This window comes from Nocardioides sp. (assembly GCA_037045645.1).
Taxonomy (GTDB): domain Bacteria; phylum Actinomycetota; class Actinomycetes; order Propionibacteriales; family Nocardioidaceae; genus Nocardioides.
In genome coordinates this window covers 535,967-553,994 of record JBAOIH010000001.1, presented here as the reverse complement: position 1 = coordinate 553,994, position 18,028 = coordinate 535,967, and the positions used below count along the sequence as shown (strand labels likewise).

17 protein-coding genes and 1 tRNA gene are annotated in these 18,028 nt (G+C 67.6%); 8 read left to right on the top strand and 10 right to left on the bottom strand.

Features of this window, described 5'->3' with window-relative positions:
• Positions 1 to 62 precede the first annotated feature (62 nt).
• Together V9G04_02690 and V9G04_02685 are read left to right on the top strand one after the other, a co-directional pair.
• Positions 63 to 1,214: a hypothetical protein gene (locus V9G04_02690; protein ID MEI2712212.1), complete on the top strand. Its 1,152-nt coding sequence runs from the start codon at positions 63 to 65 to the stop codon at positions 1,212 to 1,214.
• The gene (locus tag V9G04_02685) at positions 1,211 to 2,632 is read left to right on the top strand and encodes a protein kinase (protein MEI2712211.1); all 1,422 of its coding nucleotides are present in this window, start codon (positions 1,211 to 1,213) and stop codon (positions 2,630 to 2,632) included. The genes V9G04_02690 and V9G04_02685 overlap by 4 nt, the downstream gene beginning before the upstream one ends.
• Positions 2,633 to 2,660: 28 nt before the next feature.
• On the opposite strand, the gene V9G04_02680 is transcribed toward V9G04_02685, so the two are convergent.
• From V9G04_02680 to V9G04_02670, 3 genes are read right to left on the bottom strand one after another with little or no spacing between them, the layout of a single operon-like run.
• Entirely contained in the window at positions 2,661 to 3,440 is a 780-nt protein-coding gene (locus V9G04_02680) for a 3'(2'),5'-bisphosphate nucleotidase CysQ (GenBank protein ID MEI2712210.1), read from the bottom strand.
• 13 nt (positions 3,441 to 3,453) lie between these two features.
• Complete coding sequence (gene pth / locus V9G04_02675) at positions 3,454 to 4,047, bottom strand: aminoacyl-tRNA hydrolase (protein MEI2712209.1); 594 nt, start codon at positions 4,045 to 4,047, stop codon at positions 3,454 to 3,456.
• Positions 4,044 to 4,712, bottom strand: coding sequence for a 50S ribosomal protein L25/general stress protein Ctc (locus tag V9G04_02670; protein ID MEI2712208.1), 669 nt, complete (start codon positions 4,710 to 4,712; stop codon positions 4,044 to 4,046). Before V9G04_02670 ends, pth begins: the two co-directional genes overlap by 4 nt.
• A 187-nt stretch (positions 4,713 to 4,899) precedes the next feature.
• On the opposite strand from V9G04_02670, the gene pepN reads away from it, so the two are divergent.
• Positions 4,900 to 7,326, top strand: a complete 2,427-nt coding sequence (pepN, locus tag V9G04_02665) for an aminopeptidase N (GenBank protein ID MEI2712207.1) — start codon at positions 4,900 to 4,902, stop codon at positions 7,324 to 7,326.
• 7 nt (positions 7,327 to 7,333) lie between these two features.
• Here the strand turns inward: pepN and V9G04_02660 are convergent, their stop codons facing one another.
• Both V9G04_02660 and glmU read right to left on the bottom strand, forming a co-directional pair.
• Entirely contained in the window at positions 7,334 to 8,320 is a 987-nt protein-coding gene (locus tag V9G04_02660; protein ID MEI2712206.1) for a ribose-phosphate diphosphokinase, read from the bottom strand.
• Between the two features lie 41 nt (positions 8,321 to 8,361).
• Positions 8,362 to 9,753, bottom strand: coding sequence for a bifunctional UDP-N-acetylglucosamine diphosphorylase/glucosamine-1-phosphate N-acetyltransferase GlmU (gene glmU / locus V9G04_02655; protein ID MEI2712205.1), 1,392 nt, complete (start codon positions 9,751 to 9,753; stop codon positions 8,362 to 8,364).
• A gap of 202 nt (positions 9,754 to 9,955) precedes the next feature.
• On the opposite strand from glmU, the gene V9G04_02650 reads away from it, so the two are divergent.
• Positions 9,956 to 10,034, top strand: a tRNA-Gln gene (locus V9G04_02650).
• 170 nt (positions 10,035 to 10,204) lie between these two features.
• Here the strand turns inward: V9G04_02650 and V9G04_02645 are convergent.
• The gene (locus tag V9G04_02645) at positions 10,205 to 10,807 is read right to left on the bottom strand and encodes a hypothetical protein (protein MEI2712204.1); all 603 of its coding nucleotides are present in this window, start codon (positions 10,805 to 10,807) and stop codon (positions 10,205 to 10,207) included.
• Positions 10,808 to 11,112: 305 nt separating this feature from the next.
• Here V9G04_02645 and V9G04_02640 point away from each other — a divergent pair, with 305 nt between their 5' ends.
• Genes V9G04_02640 through V9G04_02625 form a run of 4 tightly spaced genes read left to right on the top strand, consistent with a single transcriptional unit; the run spans position 11,113 to position 14,417 of the window.
• A complete protein-coding gene (locus tag V9G04_02640) occupies positions 11,113 to 11,547 on the top strand; it encodes a DUF6174 domain-containing protein (protein MEI2712203.1) in 435 nt (144 codons plus the stop codon).
• A 47-nt stretch (positions 11,548 to 11,594) separates the two neighbouring features.
• Positions 11,595 to 12,683, top strand: coding sequence for an ATP-dependent DNA ligase (locus V9G04_02635; protein MEI2712202.1), 1,089 nt, complete (start codon positions 11,595 to 11,597; stop codon positions 12,681 to 12,683).
• On the top strand, positions 12,673 to 13,275 hold the full coding sequence (locus tag V9G04_02630; protein ID MEI2712201.1) for a hypothetical protein: 603 nt from the start codon (positions 12,673 to 12,675) through the stop codon (positions 13,273 to 13,275). The genes V9G04_02635 and V9G04_02630 overlap by 11 nt, the downstream gene beginning before the upstream one ends.
• Positions 13,272 to 14,417 (top strand): glycosyltransferase family 4 protein, encoded by a 1,146-nt coding sequence (locus V9G04_02625; GenBank protein MEI2712200.1) that lies wholly within the window; start codon positions 13,272 to 13,274, stop codon positions 14,415 to 14,417. Before V9G04_02630 ends, V9G04_02625 begins: the two co-directional genes overlap by 4 nt.
• Here the strand turns inward: V9G04_02625 and V9G04_02620 are convergent.
• From V9G04_02620 to V9G04_02605, 4 genes are read right to left on the bottom strand one after another with little or no spacing between them, the layout of a single operon-like run.
• Entirely contained in the window at positions 14,395 to 15,507 is a 1,113-nt protein-coding gene (locus tag V9G04_02620) for a hypothetical protein (GenBank protein ID MEI2712199.1), read from the bottom strand. The genes V9G04_02625 and V9G04_02620 overlap by 23 nt on opposite strands.
• Before the next feature lie 44 nt (positions 15,508 to 15,551).
• Positions 15,552 to 16,274 (bottom strand): hypothetical protein, encoded by a 723-nt coding sequence (locus V9G04_02615; GenBank protein ID MEI2712198.1) that lies wholly within the window; start codon positions 16,272 to 16,274, stop codon positions 15,552 to 15,554.
• 36 nt (positions 16,275 to 16,310) lie between these two features.
• Positions 16,311 to 16,901 carry a hypothetical protein gene (locus tag V9G04_02610; GenBank protein ID MEI2712197.1) on the bottom strand — a complete coding sequence of 197 codons (591 nt, stop codon included), beginning with the start codon at positions 16,899 to 16,901 and terminating at the stop codon, positions 16,311 to 16,313.
• Positions 16,898 to 17,974 (bottom strand): DNA polymerase domain-containing protein, encoded by a 1,077-nt coding sequence (locus tag V9G04_02605; protein ID MEI2712196.1) that lies wholly within the window; start codon positions 17,972 to 17,974, stop codon positions 16,898 to 16,900. Before V9G04_02605 ends, V9G04_02610 begins: the two co-directional genes overlap by 4 nt.
• Between the last annotated feature and the right edge of the window lie 54 nt (positions 17,975 to 18,028).

Below are 18,028 nucleotides of genomic sequence, written 5' to 3'. Positions count from 1 at the left end.
GGGGTGCAGGGCGGGGAGCATAGCCTTGACATCGGTTGACGGGGACTCGGGAGGAGATGCGTATGGCCATCGCGGCGACGTACGCGCCCGGCCAGGGCACCCTGATCGGCATGGACGCGCGCTGGGTTCTGGTGTCGGCCGAGTTGAGCCAGCGCACCCTCGACGACATCTGGCGGCTCCTGCAGCGACCCGGAAGCGTCGTGGAGGATGTCGTCTTGCGCATCGAGAAGGACTTCCCCGTCGAACTGCCGTCGATGGTCGTGGCCGACCTGACACCTGGCGGCGCCGAGTCCGCGACTCGGGGTGAGGGCAGGTTGAGCACCGACGGCTCCGAGCGCACCCTGTCGCTGGGCGCGATGGCCGACCCGCGACTGCCCTTGATCGGTGGCGTCGTGTCCGCTTGCGCTGTCTCGCTGGTGCACACCGCGGCTGCGAACTCAGGTGCGGCCGCCCTGTCTGGCGCACCCCTGATCGCGGGCGTACCCGAACACATCCTGGCCGCCCGAGCCAGCAGTCCACCGTCGCGGCCGGCCGTACGCCCGACGCCCGTGCCCGTCGCGGACCATTTCGCACCCCAGGTCGCGACTCCCCCGCGCGAAGTGGTCCCCGCTCCGACCGAGGAACCACGCGACACCGGCGACCACGACGGTCACACGATGATGCGGGTGCTCTCTGGTGAGTTCGAAACCGCAGCCGGAGAGAACGACGAGGCGGTCGAGCACACCGTGTTTCGCCACGAGGACGGCGAGACCGTGCTGGCGATGCGCTGCGGACTGGGACACCCCACCCCGGCATTCGCGGTGTCCTGCCGCGTGTGCCACCAGCCGGTGGGCCAGCAGGAGCCCGTCCGCATCCCGCGACCGCAACTCGGAGTGCTGCGCCTGCCGAGTGGCGAGATGGTGCCGGTCGACCGCGGCATCGTGTTCGGGCGCCGCCCGGCTGCCGTCCCCGGTGGCGAACGCTGGCCGCACCTGGTGCACCTGCCGACCGAGTCGACGTACCTGTCCCGGATGCATCTCCAGATCGAACTGGACGGCTGGCTGGTGCTGGCGCGCGACCTCGGCTCCCAAGGTGGCACCAGGCTGCACGTGCCGGGCCGGGAGCCCGAGCTGATCCGTCCGCACGAGCCGTACGTCCTGGAGCACGGCTGGGTGCTCGATCTGGCCGACGTCTATGCAGTGACCTTCGAAGTGACCCAGGAGACCATGCAGTGAGACCACCGGTCCTTCCCGGCTACCGGTTCCTGGAACACCTCGGCAGTGGCGGCTTCGCCGACGTCTTCGCCTATGAGCAGGAGTGGCCACAACAGCGCGTCGCCATCAAGGTGGTCCGCGAGGACGTCACCCTCAACGAACGCGAACGGACGATGTTCACGTCCGAGGCCAACGCGATGGGTCGGTTGGGCGATCACCCGTTCATCGTCCCGGTGCTGACGGCCGGCACCGCGCCGGACGGACGCCCGTTCCTGGTGATGCGCTACTGCCCGCCGCCGGATCTGGGCGTACGCGTGCGGTCCACCCCGCTCACGGTCCAGGAGGCGATCAGTACCGGCATCAAACTGGCCAGCGCGATCGAGACCGCCCACCGAGTCGGCATGGTGCACCGTGACATCAAGCCCAGCAACGTGCTGGTGACGACCTACAACGAGCCGGCGCTCACCGACTTCGGCATCGCGGGAAAGATGCAGGAGGTCGCGGCGGACGACGAGGTACGCATCTCGTACCCGTGGTCGCCGCCGGAGATGCTCGACGGGCGCTCCAACGGCTCGGTGGCCTCCGACGTCTATTCGCTCGGCGCCACGATCTGGCACCTGCTCGTGGGGCGTTCGCCGTACGCGATCCCCGGCGGCGACAACTCGACGCGGGCGCTCAGCGCCCGGATCCTGCATGCCGCGCCTCCGGCGACTCAGCGGGCGGACGTGCCACCCGCACTGGATCGGCTGCTCCAGCAGACGCTGGCCAAGCAGCCGACGCACCGACCCGAGTCGGCGATGGACCTGGCGTTGGCGTTGCAGCGGATCGAGTCCGCCCTCGGCTTCGCGCGTACGACCATCGCGGTCGAGGGTGGCATGCCGAGCTTCGCCCCGTCTGCGGCGCAGGCGTCGCCGCGCGAGGATGACGACTACACGCGGGCCAAGCCCGTGTCGGTGAGCTCGACCTCGAGCCCACGTGTGGTCGGCCCTGATCCGGGCGTGGCGTCTGCCTCGCGGCCTCGTCCCGCGGAGGATCTGCCGGTCGAGCCCAAGCGACGCTCAGCTCTGGTGGCGCTCGCGGGTGGCGCGCTCGTGGTGAGTGTGCTCGTGGGTTGGCTGATCATCCGAGGTGGTGAGCGTCCCAAGGACCCGATCGAGGTCCCCCAGACGTCCTCGACGCCGGCTCCCCTGGGAGACGGCCCCTCGGGACCGCCCGAGGTCACGGCCGCGCGCACGCCCAAGGGCGTGAAGTTCTCCTGGACCGAACCCGAGGGTGGCGTGGATTCCTATCTGTGGCGACGCCCGGAGACCGGCGACTCGCAGCGTACGGCGGACCGGTCGCTGCTCGTGACTGCCAAGCCCAAGGAGCAGGTGTGCTTGCAGGTGCAGGCGATCTCGGACGGTCTGGCGTCGGATTGGGCCGAGACCTGCGTTTCGTGACTCCTCGGCCGGATTTCGTGACCCCTCGTCAGTCGGTGCCGTGCCGGCGTACGAAATCCACGATCTGCTCGGCCAGTTCGGGACGGCACACGATCAGGTCGGGCAGTGACACGTCGCGCTGGTTGTAGGCCAACTCCGAGCCGTCGACCCGGCTGCAGAACAGGCCGGCCGCCCGGGCGACGGCCACGGGAGCAGCGTTGTCCCATTCGTACTGCCCACCGGCGTGGACGTACGCGTCGGTGAGGTCGCGTACGACCGAGATCACCTTGACCCCCGCGGAGCCCATCGGGACGAGCTCGGCGTCGATCTCCGCGGCCAGCGCCTCGACGAACGCAGGCGGACGGGTCCGGCTGACGGCGATGCGCGGGCGGGTGCTCGTACGCGCCGGCACGGTCGGTGCCTGTGCGGTGCTGAACGTCTCCCCCAACGCCGGCTGCGCGACCGCGCCAGCCACCAGGTCGCCGTCCTGCCACAACGCCACGTGCACGGCCCAGTCGTCGCGCGGCGGTTCGCTGAACTCACGGGTGCCGTCGAGCGGATCGATGATCCACACCCGAGACGCGTCGAGTCGGGCCAGGTCGTCGCGGGCTTCCTCACTGAGCACCGCGTCGTCGGGTCGGTGCTCGGCGAGCAAGGCCGCCAACACCGCCTGTGCGGCCTGGTCTCCGGCGTCTTTGAGTTCGCGACCTTCGAGTCCCTCCGCACGGACCTGCAGGAGCCGCTCACCCGCGGCGTCGGCGAGCCAGGGGGCAAGCACGTGGTCGTCGGCGTCGGTCGGCAGGACGGTGGTGGGGACGAAGTCGGTCACGAGGAGGACCCTTTCACGAATTGAACTGCTGTTGGGCGCGTTCCAACCCCTGCTGGATCAGCGTCTCCACGGCATCCGCGGCGTCGCCGACCTGGAAGGGCAACTCACGCCGCTCGGTCGAGGAGTAGTTGGAGAGCACGAAGTCGGCAACATCCTGACGGCCGGGTGGGCGACCGATGCCGCAGCGCACCCGGTGGAAGTCGCCGGTGCCGAGCGCGGATCGCATCGAACGCAGACCGTTGTGGCCGTTGTCGCCGCCACCCAGCTTGAGTCGCAGCGTGCCGAAGGCGATATCGAGTTCGTCGTGGATCGCGACGATGCGCTCGGGTGCCACCTTGTAGAAGGTGGCCAGCCCCTTGACCGGCCCGCCGACCTCGTTCATGTAGGAACGAGGCCGGGCGAGCACGACCCGGGGTGAGTCAGGTCCGATCGGACCCAACCGCCCCTCCACCACGTCGGCACGTCCGGTCTTGTGCGCACGGAATGGTGCACCGAGCCGGTCGGCCAACTCGTCGTTGACCAGGTAGCCGATGTTGTGGCGGTGACCGGCGTACGCCGGGCCCGGGTTGCCGAGCCCGACGATCAGCCAGACATCGGTGGGAGTCACTCCGAGTCGGAGCCCTCAGCCTCGGTTGCCTCGTCGGCGCGTGCGACCGGGGCAGCCTCCTCGTCGCGCTCGATGCCAGCCCCGGCCTCGGCCTCCTCCAGCTCGGCCTCGAGGGCTTCAGCGGAGATCTGCTGGGTGACGTTGACGATCAGCAGCTCCTCGTCGTCCACCAGGACCGCGCCGCCGGGCAGCGCGATGTCCTTGGCCAGGATCTGGGTGCCGACCTCGGCGCCCTCGACCGAGACCTCGAACGACTCGGGAATGTGCGTGGCCTCGACCTCGACACGCAACGTGGCGTTCTCGGTGACGACCAGCGTCTCCGGGCCGGCCTCGCCCATGACGTGCACGGGCACCTCGACGACGACCTTCTCACCCTTCTTCACCGCGACGAAGTCGATGTGCTCGATGACGCGGCGGATCGGGTCGACCTGGACGTCCTTGGTCAGCGCAAGCTGGCTGGTGCCGTCGAACTCGAGCTCGACGACGGCGTTGGCGCCGCCGTGCTTGAGCGCCATCATCGTGACGTGCCCGGGCAGGATCAGGTGAACGGGGTCGGCACCGTGGCCGTAGACGACGACGGGGATCTTGTCTTCGCGGCGGATGCGCCGCGCGGCGCCCTTGCCGAACTCGGTGCGCAGGTCGGCGGCGATCTTCTCGGTGGACATGACTCTCCTCTAACTTCGTGGTCTGGGACTGCCCCGAGACGAAGAAAGCCGCGCGACAGCGCGGCTGATCTTGAGCCGGCCCTGTCGATCACGGACTCGCACCCACTGGTGGCGTCCCTCGCCGAGGCAACCGGGAAAGTCTAGAAGCAGCCTGCGTGTCGTCCAATTCGGCGTAGGCTCGCCGGTTGTGTCACTGACCCTGGTGGAGGCGCGAGATCGCGCCGAGCAAGTGCGCGTGCACTCCTACGAGATCGAACTCGATGTGACCGATCGGGCGTACGCGATGTCGCGGGTGACGGTGACCTTCGACTTCAGCCGTCCCCACCACGCGACCTTTCTGGAGCTGGCCGGTGCCGAGGCCGTGCAGATCGAGGGCGCGTCGGGCTCGTACGACGCCTCGTCCGGTCGCGTGTTGCTGCGCGACCTGGCCGCCCACAACGTCGTCACCGTCCTCGCCCGGGTCCCCTATGTCACCGACGGCGAAGGGCTGCACACCTTCACCGACCCGGTCGACGGCGAGACGTACGTGTCGGCGTACACCTCCCTCGATGTGGCGCAACGCGTGTTCGCGTGCTTCGACCAACCGGACCTGAAGGCGCCTCTCACGCTGAGCGTCGTGGCTCCGCGGGAATGGACGGTCCTCGCGAACGCCGCGCTGGGCGGCGCCTGGGAGAGCGACAGGGGGCAACGCTGGAGCTTTGTGCCGACCAAGCCGATCCCGGTGTATCTGTTCACGATGTGCGCCGGGCCATGGGTCTCGCGGGAGTGGGAGTACGCCGGGGTTCCGATGGGCTGGCACGCCCGCGCTTCGTTGTCGCAGGCACTCGATCGCGACCTCGAGGAACTGCGTACGTTCACCGAAGCCTGTTTCGACCGCTATCGCGAGCTCTTCGACGAACCCTTCGGCTTCGACTCCTACGACCAGGTGATGGCGCCGGGGCTGAACTGGGGTGCCATGGAGTTCCCCGGTTGTGTGGTCTATCGCGACGAACTGTTGCCGCCCCAGGAACTGCGACTGCCGCTGCGGCGACGCCGGGCGATGATCATCGCCCACGAGATGGCGCACATGTGGTTCGGAGACATGGCCACCATGCGGTGGTGGGAGGACGCCTGGCTCATCGAGTCGTTCGCGGACTACATGGGCTATCGGATGGCACAGGAGGCGTCGGGGGTCGCGGACCTCCTGGTCGACTTCACCGTCCAGGCGCTCCCCGAGTCGTACGCCGCGGACTCGCGACGTTCAGCACACCCGGTCGCCGTACCGACGCAGGACGTGCCGGACGTCGACACCACGCGCGGCAACTTCGACGCCCTCACCTACGCCAAGGGCGGTGCGGCCTTGCGGCAACTGGTGCACTGGCTCGGGGATGAGGCATTCCTGGCAGGGTCGAACGCCTACCTGAGTGCCTTCGCGTGGTCCAACGCGTCGCTCACCGACTTCGTGGAATGCCTGGACTCGGTGACCGAACGAGACGTCCGCACCTGGGTCGACGCATGGCTGACCACGACCGGCTTCGACACGTTGCAAGTGACGCGGGCGGAATCTGGCTCTCGCGTGCAGCGCATCGGGACCCGGCCCCATCACTGCTCGGTGGCGATCTTCGATGAGGACTGGTCTCTGGTCCAACGGGTGCAGGTGGATCTCGCAGACGAGCCGGTCGCCCTCCCCGAGGGGGCGTACGTCGTACCCAATGCGGGCGGGGAGACGTTCGCGGCGCTGGACCTCGATCCCGTGACAACGGCGGCATTGGTCGACGGGCTGCGTCTGCTTCAGGACCGGCAGGTGCGGGCAGTCTTGTGGGTGCACCTGACTCAGCAGGTGCGATGCGGGCGCCTCGACGCACGTGAGGCCTTCGCGATGCTGGCCGAGGCGCTGCCCGCCGAGACCTCGACGACGACCGTGACCGAGATGCTGACCTGGGCGACCGGGGCGCCATTGCACTGGTGGACCCCCGTCGACTCACACCTCGCGGCCGAGGAACTGCTCGCCTCCACCTGCACGCGTGGGATGGACCAGTCCTCGAATCCGCAGACCTGGACGGCCTTCGCCCAGACCCTGGCGCAAACGACGCGAGATGTCGGATTGCTGCAGCGATGGGTCGCAGATGGCTTCGTGGACGGCACCGCCGGCCGGGTCCGACTCGACAGGACGCTGCGTTGGACGTGTCTGATCCGCCTTGCGCGATTGGGTGCCGTCGGCCCTGCCGAGATCGAGCACGCGCGACTGGCTGACGGAGACCTCGAGGCTGTGCTGGGCGCGGCGTCGGCGCTGGCCGCGTTGGATGCACCGGCGGAGAAGGAGCGAGCATTCGTACGCCTGCTGGACGTCGACACCTCCAACCGGGAGGCCAAGGCGATCGTGGTCGGGTTGTGGGACCCGGCTCGCGCGGTCGAACTCGCGCCACTCGTCGCGCGCTATGTCGACGAGGCACCGAGGCTGGCGACGACGACCCCAGCGCTGGCCGCGACCCTGGGTCAGGCGTTCCCCGCGCTGCCGCTCACGGCTGACCAACTCGCACTCTTCGAGGCGCGACTGGCCGGCGATGACATCCCGACCGTCTTGCGGAGGCGGTGGGAGGACGCGCTGGACGACATCGCGGCCCCTCTCGCGTAGTTGGCGGTCAGGCCTGGCCGTCGAACATCTTGGTCACGGAGCCGTCCTCGAAGACTTCCTTGATCGCCTGAGACAGCAGCGGAGCGATCGACAGCACAGTGAGCTTGTCGAAGCGCTGCTCCTCGGTCAAGGGCAGCGTGTTGGTCACGACGACCTCGGTGATCGGGCTGGCAACGAGTCTCTCGACCGCCGGGCCGGACAGGATCGGGTGGGTCGCGGCGACGATCACTCCGGCGGCACCGTCCTTCACCAAGGCTTCGGCGGCCTGCACGATCGTGCCACCGGTGTCGATCATGTCGTCGACCAGCACGCACACCCGGCCCTTGACCTCACCCACGACGCGGTTGGCGACGGTCTCGTTGGGCCGGTCCGTACGACGGGTCTTGTGAATGAACGCCAAGGGTGCGCCACCCAGGCGAGCCGACCAACGCTCGGCGACCTTGATCCGGCCGGCGTCTGGTGAGACGACGGCAAGCGACTGCTCGGCGTACTTCTCGCGGACATAGTCCGCCAGGATCGGCAGCGCGAACAGGTGGTCGACGGGGCCGTCGAAGAAGCCCTGGATCTGGTCGGAGTGCAGGTCCACGCAGATCAGCCGGTCGGCACCTGCGGTCTTGAAGAGGTCGGCGATCAGCCGGGCACTGATCGGCTCGCGGCCACGGTGCTTCTTGTCCTGGCGGGCGTACCCGTAGAACGGCAGCACCACCGTGACCCGCTTGGCACTCGCGCGCTTGAGCGCGTCGACCATGATCAGGTGCTCCATGATCCACTCGTTGACCGGCGCGGTGTGGCTCTGGATCACGAAGGCGTCGCAACCGCGGACCGACTGCTCATATCGGACGTAGAGCTCGGAGTTGGCGAAGCCGTACGCGATGGTGGGGACCAGGTCTGTGCCGAGTTCCTCGACGACATCCTCGGCCAGGCCGGGATGTGCGCGTCCGGTGAAGACCATGAGCTGTTTCTTGGTGGTCTTCCGGGTCTTCGCGTGGGTCACAACATGCTCACTTCGGCGTCGAGGCTGGGTGGGGCATTACGTCAGGATTCTGCCGCACCCGATCGCTTGCGTTCGACGTGGCCCTCGATGTTGCGTTGCTTGCCGGCCGAGACGGCGAGCGCACCCGCGGGTACGTCCTCTCGGATGACCGCGCCGCCACCGGTGACCGCACCTTCTCCGACGCTGACCGGCGCCACGAGAGTGTTGTTGGACCCGACCCGAGCCCGCGCGCCGACGGTGGTCCGGTGCTTCTTGGACCCGTCGTAGTTGGCGAAGATCGTGCCTGCGCCGATGTTGGCGTCAGCTCCGATCTCGGCGTCGCCGACGTAGATCAGGTGGGGCACCTTGCCGTTCTCCCCGATGACCGCGTTCTTGGTCTCGGCGAAGGAACCGATCTTGCCGCCGGCGCCGAGTTGGGTGCCCGGGCGCAGGTGGGTGAAGGGTCCGACGTTGGCGCCGTCACCGATCACGGCGAGTTCGCCGTGCGTACGACTGACGCGTGCACCGACGCCGACCTCGCAGTCCTTGAGAGTGGTGTCCGGGCCGACGACAGCGTCCTCCCTGATCAGGGTGGCGCCGAGGAGTTGGGTGCCCGGCAGGATCGTGACGTCGGGTTCGAGTACGACGTCGGTCTCGATCCAGGTAGTGGCCGGATCCATGATCGTCACGCCGTCCTTCATCCAGCGGTTGACGATGCGCTGATTGAGTTCGCGGCCGAGCTCGGCGAGTTGAGCACGGTCGTTGGCGCCCTCGGTCTGGCGTACGTCGTGGATCTGATACGCGCCGACCGTCAGCCCGTCCTCGCGCGCGATGCCGACGGTGTCGGTCAGATAGAACTCGCCGTTGGCGTTGTCGTTGCTCAGCCGCGGCAGTGCGCTGAGCAGGAACTCCGCCTCGAACGCGAGAATGCCGGAGTTGATCTCGTGGATGCCGCGCTGCTCGGGGCTGGCGTCCTTCTCCTCGACGATCGCCTCGACATCACCCTCGTCGTTGCGCACGATCCGGCCATAGCCGGTGGGGCGTTCGACGACTCCGGTCAGGATGCTGACGGCACGCTGGGCTGCCTCGTGCTCCTCGGCGAACGCCTTGAGCGACGCGCCTTCGAGCAGTGGGGTATCGCCGGTCAGCACCAGCACCGTGCCCTTGGGTTTGAGCGCCTGAGTGGCGATCCGTACGGCACCACCCGTTCCGTCGAGCACCTCCTGGACCGCGAGCACCGCATCGGGTGCGAGCTGCTGGATGTGCGGGCCGACCTGGTCGCGTTGGTGGCCGACGACCGCGACGAGTTGGGTCGGTTGCACCGCCCTGACTGCGGTAAGCACGTGACCGACCATGCTGCGCCCGGCGACTGGGTGGAGGACCTTCATGGTCTTGGACTTCATCCGGGTGCCGCCACCGGCGGCGAGGACGATCACGGTCACGTCATGAGCCATGTGGTCAGGGTAGAACGAACGCTTCGTCGAGTGGGCAGTCGGAGTCACCGAAGCAGGCGTCGGGCGTCTCCAAGTGCCCACTGGTTCCTGCCGTGGAGATCACGAGATCGGCGAGATCGTTCGGCCGGAGCAGCGCGGCGAGCGAGTTTCGCCCCCACCGATGTGCTCGCTTGTGGTGTCGACATCTAGGGTTAGCGGTCTATCCCCGGTTGGTCTGCCGGCAGGGCCCGCCTGACTTTGAATCAGGATTAGCGACGTAGGTTCGACTCCTACCCGGGGAGCGACGGAGTCGAGCGCCGTCAGGCGCGAGCGACCGAGCTCGCCAGTTCAGGCCGGGGAGCGACGGAGTCGAGCGCCGTCCGGCGCGAGCGACCGAGCTCCCCCATTCAGGCCGGGGAGCGACGGAGTCGAGCGCCGTCCGGCGCGAGCGACCGAACTGAGCTATCGATGCTCAGAGCGCGGAGGCGGCCAACGTGGCCGAGGCGTGGTAGGCGTAGTTCGGGTCCACAGTGCCCGACACGGGCTTGCTCGTGAACACCCAACCCGCCGCAGATTGGGCCGGCACGTCACCGCTGTAGGTCAGCGTGACGGTGTTGCCCGACTGCGCGACAGACCATTGGTTCTGCTCGTAGATGTACTTGCCGGCTGGGCTCGAGGTGAACGCATTGAACTGGGCCACCCCGAACTGGTTGCCGGTCGGGCTCACCGCATTCAGCACCTGATCGTTAGGCAGCGTGAACGTGATGACGGCGCCGGTCATGGCGAAGCCAGCGCCGAACGCCGGGCGCCAGTACAGCGTGTTGTTGTACGCCCAGTGCATCACCTTGAGATAACCCGGTTGCGACGGATCGTCGTGATGGACGTAGATCTCGACGTACCCATTATTGGAGTAGTCAGCCAGAGAAGTCTGCGTGAGCGACTCGGCGTACCAGGAAATAGGGGTGCCCGAGGCTTCCGGGCTTGCAGCGAACGCGGGGGCAGCGGTGACGACAGTCACCGCAGGTACGGTCCAGGCCGCGCCCCGCAGGACGTTGCGGCGGCTGAGTGGGGTCATGATGTCCTCGATCGTCTGCTCCCGAGACCGACACTCGTCGTTGGTAAAGAGTGTGCGGTCATGATCTAAACAGGGACAAATGCCCGACTTGCGCAGCAATGTGGCTTTCATCACCTTTAACGTGCACCTTCGGCATCCGCACGGACGACGAGACCACAGAACTGCGGCCGCGGGAGGACTTGGCGGCGATCCGCGGCCGTCCGAGGCCGCAGTTCTTGCCGGCGGAGTGGGTGTCCGCGACTCCTCGCCGGAGTGAACCTTCAAAGCCGGAACCTGGGCCCGGTCCGGCACGTCCACTCGTCATGATGCGACGCGCGGCTCTCATTCTGGCACTCCTCGGCTTCGTCGGCCTGGTGGTCGTCTTCATCTGGCGCGCCGGGGCAGACGGGCGCGAGCAGGATGCAGCCAGGCAGTTGTGGGAGTCGCGCGAACCGGAGTCGTACGCATTCACCTATGAGACCTGCGAGGGGATGTGCTCGCCCTGCCCGTGGCGGGTGAGTGTGAAGGACGGCCGCGCCGTGGAAGTGACCAGCAACCAGAGACGTTGCAAGATGCCGGTCGAGCAGGCCTTCACGATCGAGGACCTCTTCGACAAGTTGAGCTACTACCGACGTGCCCGCGAGTTCGGCGTCAGCTACGACAAACGCTGGGGGTTCCCCGTGCGCGCCTACAACCACTGCGGGCCCGGAACCGACGATTGCGGGTCGGCGTTCGAGATCAGCGCCTTCGCAGTCAACTAGCACGTTGGCAGCGCTGCGAACCGGCCAGTCTCAACTACGCTCGCGCAGTGGACCTTCCCGTACTGCCGCCCGTGCTGCCGATGCTGGCCAAGGCGGTGTCGGGGGTCCCTGACCCCGCGAAGTACGGCGGCTTGAGTTTCGAACCCAAATGGGACGGCTTCCGTTGCCTGGTCTTCAAGGACGGCGACGAGGTCGAGCTCGCCAGTCGCAACACCAAGCCGCTGACTCGCTATTTCCCCGAACTGGTCGAGGCGATGCGTGAGCAGTTGCCCGATCGGTGTGTGCTGGACGGGGAGATCTTCGTGGCGATCGGCAAGCGCTTGGAGTTCGAGGTCTTGCAAGAGCGCATCCACCCGGCGGTCTCGCGGATCACCATGCTCAGCGAGAAGACGCCCGCGTCGTACGTCGCGTTCGACGTGCTGGCCCTGGGTGACGAGGACCTGAGGGCGCAAACATTCCATACGCGGCGCATGCGATTGGAGCAGGCACTCGGCGGCCTGACCGGTCCGTGCTACCTCACGCGTACGACCACCGACACCCGGCTTGCAGAGCAGTGGTTCCACGAGTTCGAAGGGGCCGGTCTCGACGGCGTGATCGCCAAGCCGCTCGGGGCGACGTACGAACCCAACAAACGCACCATGCTCAAGATCAAGCACGAGCGCACCGCCGACGTGGTGGTCGCGGGCTATCGCGAGCACAAGAACTCCACGCCCGAGCAGCCGTTGCTGGGCAGCCTGCTGCTCGGGCTCTACAACGACGACGGCGAGTTGCAGCACGTCGGGGTGAGCGCCAACTTCACCGCCGTACGCCGCGCGGAGCTGATCGAGGAACTCCAGGCGCTCGTCGTACCCATCGAGGAACATCCGTGGGGCAAGTGGGCGGAGTTCATGATCGCCAACCCCGACCGGGTTCCGGGCACGGGCAGTCGCTGGAGTCAGGGCAAGGACCTGTCGTTCACGCCCCTGCGCCCCGAGCGGGTGCTGGAAGTGAAGTACGACAACATGGAGGGCCGGCGCTTCCGGCACACAGCCCACTTCAAGCGCTGGCGTCCCGATCGGGACCCCGAATCTTGCGGCTATGACCAACTCGAACAGCCCGTGAAATACGACCTGTCTAGGATTCTTAGTGTCGAGTGACGCGCCGCAGGAGGACGACATGACCGAGGGCACCAACGAATCCATCGCCGATGGCATCGGCACGTACGACGTGGTGTTGCTCATCGAGAACGAGCTGACGGCCGCGGATGCTCGCCAGGTGCACTCGTTGCACGAGGAGATCGCCGACGAGGTCGTCTATCACGTGCTCATCCCCTACGACGACGCCGCCAGCCGGATCGAGGCCTCGATGGGCTCGTTGGCCGCAGGCGAGATCATGGCCAGCCCGGCGATGATGATGGACCCGGAGGACCTCGAGGCCATCCGGCACGACTCCGAGGAACAGGCGGAGCAGGAGCGCGACACGACGCTCAACGCGCTGCGCTCCACGGGCGCGACCGTCAACGGCGAGATCGTGCACGATGACCCGATCGACGCACTTGCGACGAAGGTCAAGCAGGTCGACGGCCGTGAGGCCATTATCTTGACTCGCTCCCATGTGGTCTCGGAGTTCTTCCACGTCGACTGGACCTCGCGGGCGCGGCGGCGCCTGGGCGTACCCGTTCTGCATCTGCTCGAGCGTGAGAACTTCGACGAGCAGGCGGGGCACGGCGAGGGCGTTACCGGCCTGTGAAGGTCGCGTACCTCGTCTTCAACCTCACCGGTCCCGGAGGTACGACCCGCTCGGTGATCAGTCAGGCCAACGCGTTGGTCGGCCTCGACCACGGGCATGAAGTCGAGTTGGTCAGTGTCGTACGCCAAGCAGATGAGCCGCTGTATGAGGTCGACCCGACGATCCGGCTGACCTGGCTCAACTCAACGGTCAGGGATCCCCAACTCAACGCCCAGGGAGGCCCAACTCAACCGTCGCGGTTGGTGCCGGAGGAGTGGGACGCGCAGTTCGACGCCGCGATGGACGCCGGGATCGCGGCGGGACTGCCGAAGATCGACGCGGACGTGATCGTCACGGTCACCCCGGCGCTGCTGACGCTGGCCCGGCGGTTCCTGCCGCACACGCCGGTCGTACACCAGGAGCACCGTGCGACCTCGCAACGCAAAGGCGGCCTGGAGCCACTGTTGCGTACGGCTCCCGAGGCGGCGGCCGTCGTGCTGCTCACCGCGGCCGAAAGAGACTGGCTGTGTGATCGTCTCGGTGACACCGCGCGCCTGGAGGTCATCCCCAACCCGTTGCCGCCGGTGGCGTTCGACCGTTCGACGCTGGACTCGCGGGTGATCATGACGGCAGGCCGATTGGTCGCCGAGAAGCAGTACGGCCACCTGATCCGGGCCTTTGCCCGTGTGGCAGACGACCTGCCCGGCTGGCGACTGCGGATCTTCGGCGACGGCCCCCAACGCGAGCGACTGGAAGACCTTGCGGCCACGCGGGGCATCCAGGACCGGGTCGACCTGCCCGGCAGCACCGACGACATCGCGACCGAGTGGTCACGGGCGTCGATCGCGGCCCTCTCGTCGCGCGCGGAGGGCTACCCGTTGGTGCTGCAGGAGGCGATGGCGGCCGGAGTGCCTTGCGTGTCGTACGACTGCCCGTCCGGCCCGCGCGAGATCATCACCGACGGCACTGACGGACTGCTCACACCGGCCGACGACGTGCCCGCGCTGGCCGCCGGGCTGCAACGGGTCGCACTCGACGACCGCTTGCGTCACGACCTTGGCGCGGCGGCGCTCGTCCGGTCGGCCGAGTGGGATCCGGCCACCCTCGCGCTGCGCTGGGAGCGCCTGTTCGAGGCGATCGTCAGCGGCGGCGCAGCCGACTGAGCATCCGTCGGAAGGCGGGTTCGAGTGTCGTACGCCCGCCAGCGCCCTCAGCGCGCGCCTGCGCCAACTGCTCCTCCAGCCGAGTGATCCGCTGGCGGCGTTTGGCCAGCCGTTCCTTCAGGTCCCGCTTGGCAGCAGCGACCTGCGCGGTGCGTTCGTCCATGGTCATCGCCGAGGCGAAGGCATAGAGATCGTCGTACTCGCCGCGCAGGCGCTGCAGTTCGGCGATCGCGGCCTGGTCCTGCGGGTCGTCGACAAGTGCGTTGACAGCCCGCCAGGTGGCCTCGGCCATCTCCTGCAGCACCGGCGCGACCTGGATGTCGTCCCAGGTGACCTGGGAGCGGAACAGCCCGGAGTCGATGAAGTCGTCGACGTCGTGGTGGGCGCCACCCTGGTCGAGTGGCGCCAGGTCGGCGTTATAACTGAGACCGAGTTGGTCTCCCGCCCGCGCCAGGGCCGTACGCCAGTCCTCGCGCAAGTCGGTGTAGCGCACGAACGCGCGCGGGTTGGCGCGGGTCGCGCGCTCGGTCTCGAAGATGGAGTTCATCCAGGCCGCGACGTTGGTGGTCTCGCGTTCGCGACGGAATTCTTCGGACTGCCCCGAGAGATAAGCAGTGTCGCGCGAACGTACGACCTCCGTCGGGTGCCGCAGCATGGTCAACGACGCCAGGTCGGCACCCAACTCGGCAGAGAGTCGAGTGAACAGGTCATAGACCCAGTAGGCGCGGGTGTCCTTGATCGCGACCTGGTCGTAGGCCAACAGGTCGCGCAACCACTCGCGTAGTTGCGACTCGACGTCACTGTCGGCCAGCGCCGCCATCGCGATCTCGGCGGTGCGCGGTCGGCTGTCGATGGTGCGGACCGGGATCGGCTCCAGGAAGTCTTTGAGCAGCGCGGCGAGCCAGGCCGGCTCGTAGTAGCCGCGCGGATTCTTGTGATCGGCCTCGACCTCGGGCTGCGGGACGTGCAGTCCCAGACGCTTGAGAGCGCCACCCACCGAGGAGGTGCCGCTGCGGCCCGACCCGGTGATCAGCAGCCAGAGCGGACGCTCACGGGCTGCGCTCGATGGGGCAGCGGATTCGTCGGGCACGAGGGAGAGGCTACCGGTGGCGACCTCTCCCCCGTGCGCTCGACTCAGTTGGTCTCCTCGACCTCGATCTCGTCCCACGCGCCGATCTCTTCGAACTGATCGGAGATGCAGCTCACGTCTTCGGTCTCGTCTTCGGCGACCACCGCGAAGCACGAGGCCGAGGCGATCGGCGAACCGCCCTTGAGCATCCGGAACTCCACTGTCGACGAGGACAAGAAGCCACCACCGGACGGGGTCGCCTTCAGGCCCACGATGTTGCCCATCGAGTCGACGCTCCAGCCGGAGAGGAAGGTGACGTCATCGATGGTGAACTCGGCGCCCTCGGACACTGTCATCGGGTTGCCGCTGCCGCCCTCACCGTCGTAGGGCTGGGTCTGCTTCTCGACCTCCTTCTTGGCCTCGTTGAAGCCAATTGCGCCCAGGGCGAGGCAGCCTCCACAGAAAAGCACGATGGCGGCGCCGATCACGCCGAGTACGATCCAGATGGTCTTGTTGTTCGACTTCTGCGGCGGAACGTACGGGCCACTGGCGCCGTACGGCTGCCCGGGCTGACCGTAGGGCTGTCCCGGCTGACCGTATGGCGCACTCGGCTGCTGGCCACCATAGGGGTTGTTTGCCTGGGCACCGTACGGATCACTCGGCGGCGGTGAGCTAGCGCCGTACGGATCGCTGGGCGGCTGTGAGCTAGCGCCGTTCGGCTCGCTCGGCGGCTGGCCACCGGTCGGATCGCTGGAACCGTAGGGGTTCTCGGGAGGGTTGCTGGACATGGGATTTCTCCTGATTTCTCGGGTGTTGCAGGCCGGCTACCGCAGGCCGGCCTTGATGGTGCTGATCTGGTCGAGAACCGGTGGGTTGACAGTGGCGCAGAAGACGGGCTTGGGCTTGCGGGTCAGGTCGAGGGGGCAGAACGCCTCAGCGCGGGCGCCTTGACCGTCGGCGATCCGGAAGATCAACTCCTGGCCCTCCTGCGCGCCGTCGAGGCTCTTGACGCGAAGTTTGCTGATGGTGCCGTCGAGGTGGGCCGCCCAGCCTGGCTGCACGGCGTACCCCTTGATCTTGAAGGCCTGGCCCGGACGAACCTTACGCAGCGCCATGACCGGCGCCGGCTCCTCGGTCTCGTCGTCCTGCCACTCGGTGTCGGACCAGGAGGATTCGACAACAACCGTGTCGCCGTCCCCGCTGGTGACCATGGAGGCGACCACCCCGAGCGCCACGCAGCCGCCGCAGAGCAGGAAGATCACGAAGAAGACGCCCAGCAGCACGGCTGCGGCATTGCTCTTGCGCGGTGCCGGAATGTAGGGGCCGCCCGCGGGACCGGAGCCCCCGTAGATGTGCTGCGGACGATTCGCGCCGTGCGGCAGTCCGCTGGCGGGATCTGGCTGCTGTCCGCTCATGACTCGATCCTGTTCCCGGCGTCATCCCAATGAGATGCCACCTTCTTGCTCGGCTGGACGCGCGGCGGCTCCCCCGGCATCTTGGGGTAGTCGGGTGGAAACGACATCTCCACTCCGTCGAAGAGGTCAAGCAGTGGAGTCAGGTCGTGCGCGACGTCGTCGATCTCGGCCCAGGCGTCGCCGTGTTCGGCGAGCACCTGCGGCACGGTCACGAGATTGAACTCGCCGGGGTCGGTCACACTGGCCAATCTCTCCCAGGACAAGGGCATCGAAACCGGAGCACCAGGCAGCGGTCGCAAGGAGTACGCCGAGGCGATCGTCCGGTCCCGACAGTTCTGGTTGTAGTCCACGAAAATCCGCTGGCCGCGTTCTTCCTTCCACCAGGCCGTGGTGACGCGCTCGTCACGGCGTTCGAGTTCCTTGCCGAACCCGATTGCCGCATGGCGTACGTCCAGGAACTCCCAGCGTGGCTGGATGCGTACGAACACGTGCACACCCCGGTTGCCGCTGGTCTTCACGAAGCCGCGGATCCCCTTCTCCTCCAACAAATCCCGCGCGACGGCGGCGACACGGACGGCGTCGGTGAACGTCGTCCCGGGCTGAGGATCGAGGTCGATCCGGAGTTCGTCTGGACGATCCACGTCACTGCTGCGCACCGGCCACGGGTGGAAGGTCAGCGTGCCCATCTGCGCGCACCAGACCGGTACCGCGATCTCGGTGGGACACACCTCGTCGGCGTTGCGGCCACTCGGAAAGGTGATCTCGACGGACTCCAGATAGTCGGGCGCCCCCTTAGGCACCCGCTTTTGATAGAACGCGTCGGCGCCCTTGTCGAAGGGGCCGGTGGCGAGTCGCATGCCGGGGCGTACGCCCGAGGTCCAGCGCTCCAGCGCGGTGGGGCGATCACGCAGCGCCCGCATCAGGCCGTCACCCACGTCGGCGAAGTACTGGGCCACCCTCAACTTGGTGATCTCGGGCGTCCGCGAGGTCGCTTCGTAGATCACCCGATCGGGACTCGAGACGCGTACGTCGCGCTCCCCCGCCCGCACCACGGCGGCCGCTGCCTTCGCCATGGTCACCACGTTAGTGTCGGGCGATGTGGTTTCGAGACGCGCCCTGCGGGCGCT

Coding starts and splice junctions, on each gene's coding strand:
- V9G04_02605 (MEI2712196.1), bottom strand. CDS start 17,974: ATGGCGAAGGCAGCGGCCGCCGTGGTGCGGGCGGGGGAGCGCGACGTA.
- V9G04_02670 (MEI2712208.1), bottom strand. CDS start 4,712: ATGTCCACCGAGAAGATCGCCGCCGACCTGCGCACCGAGTTCGGCAAG.
- V9G04_02640 (MEI2712203.1), top strand. CDS start 11,113: ATGCGACGCGCGGCTCTCATTCTGGCACTCCTCGGCTTCGTCGGCCTG.
- V9G04_02610 (MEI2712197.1), bottom strand. CDS start 16,901: ATGAGCGGACAGCAGCCAGATCCCGCCAGCGGACTGCCGCACGGCGCG.
- V9G04_02645 (MEI2712204.1), bottom strand. CDS start 10,807: ATGACCCCACTCAGCCGCCGCAACGTCCTGCGGGGCGCGGCCTGGACC.
- glmU (MEI2712205.1), bottom strand. CDS start 9,753: ATGGCTCATGACGTGACCGTGATCGTCCTCGCCGCCGGTGGCGGCACC.
- V9G04_02615 (MEI2712198.1), bottom strand. CDS start 16,274: ATGTCCAGCAACCCTCCCGAGAACCCCTACGGTTCCAGCGATCCGACC.
- V9G04_02690 (MEI2712212.1), top strand. CDS start 63: ATGGCCATCGCGGCGACGTACGCGCCCGGCCAGGGCACCCTGATCGGC.